The sequence below is a fragment of the Promicromonospora sp. NPDC060204 genome (genome assembly GCF_042728455.1).
Classification (GTDB): domain Bacteria; phylum Actinomycetota; class Actinomycetes; order Actinomycetales; family Cellulomonadaceae; genus Promicromonospora.
Map to the genome: position 1 here is coordinate 1 of NZ_JBHWZO010000351.1, position 5511 is coordinate 5511.

Here is a 5511-nt window from a genome sequence, read left to right on the forward strand (position 1 = left end):
GTACCTCACGTCGTTCTCGGAGCGCGCGGTGCGCCCTCAGATCCGCGGCACCCTCAGGTCTCCAGGACGTAGAGCGACAGTGTGTGCGCCACGAGGGCCGGCTTGTCGGCCCCCTCGATCTCGACGGTGACCTTCGAGGCCAGCCGCATGCCGGCCGTCGTCGGCTCGGCCGAGAGGATCTCGGTGACGGCCCGCACGCGCGCGCCCGAGGGCACCGGGCTCAGGAAGCGCAGCCGGTCCATGCCGTAGTTCATCACCATGGCGACGCCGCCCACCTCGACGAGCGACGACGCCAGGCGCGGCAGCAGCGACAGCGTGAGGTAGCCGTGCGCGATCGTCGAGCCGAACGGCCCGGCGGCCGCCCGCTCGGCGTCGAGGTGGATCCACTGGTGGTCCTCGGTCGCGTCGGCGAAGGCGGCGATCCGCTCCTGCGTGACCTCGAACCACTCGCCCGTGGCGGTCCGGCCCACGGCTCCGGCGAGGTCGGCCGGCGAGTCGACCGCGATCACGCTGTCCACGCCGGCGCTCATGCCTTGGGGCCGCCCGCCACGTACAGCACCTGGCCCGAGACGAACCCGGACTGCTCCGCGCAGAAGAACGACACGGCGTTCGCGATGTCCTCGGGCTGGCCCACGCGCCCCACGGGGACGTCCTTCGCGGCCACGCTCAGGTAGTCGGACAGGGACACCCCGATGCGCTCGGCGGTCTCCCGGATCATGTCGGTCTCGATCACGCCGGGCGCCACGGCGTTCGCGGTGACGCCGAACTTGCCGAGCTCGATCGCCAGGGTCTTGGTGAAGCCCTGCATGCCCGCCTTGGCGGCCGAGTAGTTGGCCTGGCCACGGTTGCCGAGCGCGGACGTCGAGGACAGGTTCACGACGCGGCCGTACTTCGCCTCCACCATGTGCGCCTGCACGGCCCGCGTCATCAGGAACGCGCCGCGCAGGTGCACGCCCAGCACGGCGTCCCAGTCGCCCACCGACATCTTGAACAGCAGGTTGTCGCGCAGGATCCCGGCGTTGTTCACCAGCACGGTGGGCGCGCCCAGCTCGGCGGTGACGCGGGCGACGGCGGCGGCGACCGAGTCCTCGTCGGCGACGTCGACGCCGACGGCGAGCGCGCGCCCGCCGTCGGCCACGATGGCCTCCGCGGTGGTCTTCGCCTGGTCCTCCAGGAGGTCCAGGACGGCGACGGCGAAGCCGTCCTGCGCGAGCCGGCGGGCCGTGGCGGCGCCGATGCCGCGGGCCGCTCCGGTGACGATGGCTGTACGAGTCATCAGGGGTTTCCTCTCGTTGCGTGAACTTCTCGGGGTCAGAAAATCACGAGCTGTCGCAGCGCCGCGCCGGACGCGAGGCGGTCGAGCGCGACGGGCAGGTCGTCGAGGGTGATGCGGTCGGACACCAGCCGCTCCAGGGGCAGCCGCCCGGCCCGCCACAGCTCCACGTACCGCGGGATGTCGCGGCTCGGCACGGCCGAGCCGAGGTAGGAGCCGACGACGGTGCGCGCCTCGGCGGTCAGGCTCAGGGGCGAGATGCTCGCCCTGGCGTCGGGGTGCGGCAGCCCCACCGTGACGGTGGTGCCGCCCGGGGCGGTGAGGGCGTAGGCCGTCTCGAACGCGCGGGCCGAGCCCGCCGCCTCGATCACGACGGGGGCGCGCAGCCCCTGGTCGGCGGCCTCCTGCGGCCCGACCGCGAGGGTCGCACCGAGCTCGCGGGCCAGGTCGAGCTTGGCGGGCACGGCGTCGACGCCCACGACCTCGTGCCCGAGCGCCGCGGCCACCAGGAGCGCCGCCATGCCCACGCCGCCGAGCCCCACGACGGCCACCCGGTCGCCCGGGCCGGGGCGGCCGGCGTTCACGACGGCGCCGCCGCCGGTCAGCACCGCGCAGCCGAGCAGGGCGGCGACGTCGGGCGGGACGTCGTAGTCCACGGGCACCACGGAGGTCTCGGAGACCACGGCGTGGGTCGCGAACGCGCTGACCCCGAGGTGGTGGTGCACCTCCTGGACACCGCCGGGCCCGCTGTCGGCCCCTGGTACGACCCGCGACAGCCGGTGTCCGCCGCCCACGAGCGTGCCGGCCGCGTTGGCCGCCGACCCCACCGCGCACGGCAGGCGCCCGTCGGTGGCGCACTGCGCGCACTGCCCGCAGCGCGGCAGGAACGTCATGACCACCCGCTGCCCGACGGCGAGACGCGCACCCGGGCCGGTCGCCTCCACGACGCCGGCGGCCTCGTGGCCGAGCAGCATCGGCACCGGCCGGGCGCGGTTGCCGTCCACGACCGACAGGTCGGAGTGGCACAGCCCCGCGGCCTCGATCCGCACCAGCACCTCGCCGTCGCCCGGGGGGTCGAGCTCCAGCGGCCCGACCGTGACCGGCCGCGACTCCGCAAAGGGCGCCGGCGCGCCGCAGCGCTCCAGCACGGCACCGGTGATCAGCATCAGAGCTTCTCCAGCACCATCGCCATGCCCTGCCCGCCGCCCACGCACATCGTCTCCAGACCGTACTGGCCGCCGGTGTCCGCGAGCGCGTTGATCAGGGTGGAGGTGATGCGCGCCCCGGTCATCCCGAACGGGTGCCCGACGGCGATGGCGCCGCCGTTGACGTTCAGCCGCTCCGGCTCCACGCCGAGCTCGCGCGCCGACGGGATCACCTGCGCTGCGAACGCCTCGTTGATCTCCACGAGGTCCATGTCGTCGACCGTGAGCCCGGCGCGGCGCAGCGCCTGCCGGCTGGCGTCGACGGGGCCGAGCCCCATGATCTCCGGCGACAGCCCGCTGACCCCGGTGGACACGATGCGGGCCAGCGGCGTCAGGCCGAGCTCGTCGACCACGCGGCCGGACACGACGACGACGGCGGCCGCGCCGTCGTTCAGGGGACAGGCGTTGCCCGCGGTGACGCTGCCGTCGGGGCGGAACACCGGCTCCAGCGTGGCGAGCTTCTCCACGGTGGTGCCCGGCCGCGGGCCGTCGTCGGCGGAGACGACCGTGCCGTCGGGGAGGGTGACGGGCGTGATGTCCCGGGCCCAGAACCCGGCCGCGATGGCGGCCTCCGCCCGCTGCTGGCTGCGGGCGGCGAACTCGTCCTGCTCGGAGCGCGTGACGCCACGCAGGGCGGCGACGTTCTCCGCCGTCTGGCCCATGGAGATGTAGGCGTCGGGCAGCACGCCCTCCAGCCGCGGGTCGGTCCACAGGCCGGTGCCGGCCCCGGCGCGCTTCTCGGTGCGGGCCAGGGCGTCGGCGAAGACGGGGTTGTGCAGGTCCACGCCCGGGATGTAGTCGCTCGACCCGGTCGCGAACGAGCTGACGGACTCCACGCCCGCGGAGACGAACACGTCGCCCTCGCCCGCCTTGATCGCGTGGAACGCCATGCGCGTGGTCTGCAGGCTGGAGCTGCAGTAGCGCGTGACGGTCGCGCCGGGCACCATGTCCCAGCCGCACAGCACGGCGACGATCCGCGCCAGGTTCATGCCCTGCTTGCCGCCGGGCAGGCCGCAGCCCAGCAGCAGGTCGTCGATGCGCGCCGGGTCCAGGCCCGGCACCTGCCCGACGGCGGCGCGCACCATCTCGGCGGCGAGGTCGTCGGGGCGCACGTCCTTCAGCGACCCCTTGTGCGCGCGTCCGATGGGCGAGCGCGCGGTGGCGACGATGTAGGCCTCGGTCATTTGCTCCTCCTTGAGCACGATGGGCAGCAGGGCCCGGATCAGACGAACGCCGCGTGGCCGGTGATGGCACGACCCACGATGAGCTGGTTCATGTCCTTGGTCCCCTCGAACGTGTAGACCGCCTCGGCGTCGGCGAAGAACCGGGCGACGCCGTGATCCAGTGTGATCCCGTTGCCGCCGCACGCCTCCCGGCACAGCGCGACCGTCTCGCGCATGCGGGTGGTGACGAACGCCTTGGCCATTGCGGCGTGGGCGTCCTTCTGCGTGCCGAGGTCCTGGAGCTGCGCGACGCGCACGCACATGGCGAAGCTCGCCGTCACGTTCGCGTAGGCCGTGGCGAGCTTGTCCTGGATCAGCTGGTAGCTGGCGATCGGGTTGCCGAACTGCTCGCGCTGCCTGGTGTAGGCCACGGCGGCCTCGTAGGCGCCGATCATGGTGCCCAGCGCCTGCCAGGACACGCCGTCGCGCGTGATGCGCAGCACCTTGGCGACATCGCGGAAGTTGTCGATGCCCTGCAGCCGGTCGGCCTCGTCGACGCGCACGCCGTCGAGCACGATGTCGGCGTTCTGCACGATGCGCAGGGACTGCTTGCGCTCGATCTTGGTGGCGGAGAAGCCGGGCGTGCCCTTGCGCACCAGGAAGCCCTTGACCTGGTCGTCGGCGGTGTCCTTGGCCCAGATCACCACGACGTCGGCGAACGTGGCGTTGCCGATCCAGCGCTTGGCGCCGTTCAGCACCCAGGTGTCGCCCGTGCGGGTGGCGGTGGTGCGCAGGCCCTTGGCGGTGTCGGAGCCGGCCAGGGGCTCGGTGAGCCCGAACGCGCCGATCAGGTCGCCGGCCGCCATGGGCGGCAGCCACCGCGCGCGCTGCTCGGCGCTGCCCCCGATGCCGATCGACGTCATGGCCAGGCCGCCGGAGACCCCGATGAAGGTGCAGAACGAGGAGTCGACGCGCGCCGTCTCCATGCCGACCCAGCCGCGGAACACGGCCGAGGTCTCCTCCCCCTGGGTCTCGGCCCAGCCGGACCCGATGGTGCCGAGCTGCGCGTACGGCTTGAACAGGTGCACGGGGCACTCGGCGCGTTCCCAGTAGTCGTCCGCGATGGGGCGCACCTCGCGCTCCATGAACTCGCGGACGGCCAGGGCCTTCTTCTGCTCGGCCGGGGTGAGCAGGTCCTGGAAGGCGTAGAAGTCCGCCTCCAGCAGGTCGGTGCCCGGCTCAGTGGCGGGTGGCTCGGGTGCGAGCGTCATCGGTCCTCCGATCGTCGTCGATCTGTATGTCCAGTATGCATCATTCTTGAATATGTTGCACCGACCCCCTGGGGTCGGTCTACGCTGGCTCGATGGGCTATCGGCACCCCTTCCCGCTGCGCTGGAACGACAACGACCAGTACGGGCACATGAACAACACCGTGTACTACGAGGCCATGGACACGGCGGTGAACACCTGGCTCATCCGGCACACGGACCTGGACCCCGCGGGCGACGTGATCGGGCTGGCCCGCGCGTCGTCCTGCGAGTTCCTCGCCCCGGCGTCGTTCCCCGAGGAGCTGGAGGTCGACGTCGCCGTCGGGCGCCTCGGGCGCACCTCGCTCACCTGGGACCTGGCGATCCTGCGCGCGGGTGCGCCCGACCGGAGCGAGGCGTACGCGACGGGCACCTTCACGCACGTCTTCGTCGACCAGGTCGAGCGTCGCCCGGTCCCGGTCCCGGACGTGATCCGCACGGCGGTCGAGCGGCACCTGCCGCCGCCGCCCGCGCCGCCCGTGTAACGACGGCGCCCCGCCGCCCGCCGCCGCGCCGCCCGCCGACCCAGCTAACAATCAACAATTCTCGGATCCCCATATCCG

Annotated in this window: 6 protein-coding genes; 1 reads left to right on the forward strand and 5 read right to left on the reverse strand. The window is 73.0% G+C overall.

Translation table 11 applies throughout. From position 1 onward, the window contains the following. Positions 1-53: 53 nt before the first annotated feature. From ACFWEJ_RS26875 to ACFWEJ_RS26895, 5 genes are read right to left on the reverse strand one after another with little or no spacing between them, the layout of a single operon-like run. Entirely contained in the window at positions 54-530 is a 477-nt protein-coding gene (locus ACFWEJ_RS26875; protein WP_377232233.1) for a MaoC family dehydratase, read from the reverse strand. Next, positions 527-1276, reverse strand: coding sequence for a 3-oxoacyl-ACP reductase FabG (gene fabG, locus ACFWEJ_RS26880; RefSeq protein ID WP_377232234.1), 750 nt, complete (start codon positions 1274-1276; stop codon positions 527-529). Before fabG ends, ACFWEJ_RS26875 begins: the two co-directional genes overlap by 4 nt. A 35-nt stretch (positions 1277-1311) precedes the next feature. After that, positions 1312-2439, reverse strand: a complete 1128-nt coding sequence (locus ACFWEJ_RS26885; protein WP_377232235.1) for a zinc-binding dehydrogenase — start codon at positions 2437-2439, stop codon at positions 1312-1314. Continuing rightward, complete coding sequence (locus tag ACFWEJ_RS26890) at positions 2439-3662, reverse strand: acetyl-CoA C-acetyltransferase (RefSeq protein WP_377232236.1); 1224 nt, start codon at positions 3660-3662, stop codon at positions 2439-2441. The genes ACFWEJ_RS26885 and ACFWEJ_RS26890 overlap by 1 nt, the downstream gene beginning before the upstream one ends. Before the next feature lie 38 nt (positions 3663-3700). After that, the gene (locus tag ACFWEJ_RS26895; RefSeq protein ID WP_377232237.1) at positions 3701-4912 is read right to left on the reverse strand and encodes an acyl-CoA dehydrogenase family protein; all 1212 of its coding nucleotides are present in this window, start codon (positions 4910-4912) and stop codon (positions 3701-3703) included. A gap of 92 nt (positions 4913-5004) precedes the next feature. Here ACFWEJ_RS26895 and ACFWEJ_RS26900 point away from each other — a divergent pair, with 92 nt between their 5' ends. After that, positions 5005-5433, forward strand: a complete 429-nt coding sequence (locus tag ACFWEJ_RS26900; RefSeq protein ID WP_377232238.1) for an acyl-CoA thioesterase — start codon at positions 5005-5007, stop codon at positions 5431-5433. Positions 5434-5511: the final 78 nt, after the last annotated feature.